Raw genomic sequence first — 1,194 nt, forward strand, 5'->3', positions numbered from 1 at the left:
GGCCTGCTGCGCCGCGCGGCCGGCGGCATGCTCGGCGACGTGCCAGGCTCTCTCCTGCAGCTCGAGATTGCCGGTGACGGAGGCGAGCCTGACCAGCGCCTCGATGATCTGGCCGGTGGCGGACGGAATGGCTTCGTCGACATCGCCGCGGATGCGGATCGGCACGTCGGTGCTGTCGGAAGCAGTCAGGTAGTAACCTGTCTTCTCGGCGTCGGCGTGCCAATGCTCGAGCTGCTCGACAAACTGGCCGGCCTGGTCGACATAGCTCCAATTTCCAGTGGCCTCGAACAGCGAGATCGCTGCGTTGGCCATGGCGGCATAGTCGCTGGACAAAGCAGGGAACAGTTTTCTGGCACCGAGCATCGAATGCGGCAGGCGGCCGTCGCGGCTGGCAGCGCTGATATGGGCAAAGGCCTTTGCCGCCGCATCGATCCAGTCAGGCCGCGCCAGCGCCCGGCCGGCCTCGGCAAGCGCCGCGATCATCTGGCCGTTCCAGTCGATGAGGGTCTTTGCGTCAAGGCCGGGCCTGACCCGCTCTTCCCGGACAGCAAGGAGTTTCGCCTTGAGCGCGCTGATCTCTTCGCGGTGGATCACATATTGCGATTGCTGGGACCAGGTTTGGTGGACGACCGGCTCGCCTTCCCAGCCATGCGGGCTGGAGAGCGTGAAGTGCTTGAAAAACAATGCGGAATCGTCGCCAAGGGCGGCTTCGATCTCGTCGCGGCTCCAGGTGTAGAACAGACCTTCCTCGCCGTCGCTGTCGGCATCGAGACTGGCGGCAAAGGCACCGCCGTCGACGCGCATTTCGCGCAGCAGCCAGCCGATCGTCTCTTCGATTCGCACCCGGAACAATTCATTGCCGCTTGCGGCATAGGCCCAGTTGCAGAAGCGGAGGAGCTGGGCATTGTCGTAGAGCATCTTTTCGAAATGCGGCACCAGCCACTCGGCATCGGTCGAGTAGCGGCTGAGCCCGCCGCCGATGTGGTCGTAGATGCCGCCGCGCAGCATCTGTTCGAGGCTGTTGAGGACGTCGTCGCGATGGGCGGCATTGCCATCACGCAGCCAGGACAGCCACAGCGTTTGCATGAACGGCGCGTTGGGAAATTTAGGCGCGCCGCGCAATCCGCCGAGATCACGGTCGATCATGCCGTCGATGCCCTTGGCCAATTCCGCCAGCGTGGCGCGGTCGAGCAC

1 pseudogene is annotated in these 1,194 nt (G+C 64.2%); it reads right to left on the bottom strand.

Going from position 1 to position 1,194, the window contains the following annotated elements:
* A pseudogene (locus EN884_RS36450) lies at positions 1-1,194 on the bottom strand (thioredoxin domain-containing protein); the annotation flags it as partial.

Source organism: Mesorhizobium sp. M7A.F.Ca.AU.001.01.1.1 (genome assembly GCF_004022735.1).
Classification (GTDB): Bacteria; Pseudomonadota; Alphaproteobacteria; order Rhizobiales; family Rhizobiaceae; genus Mesorhizobium; species Mesorhizobium ciceri.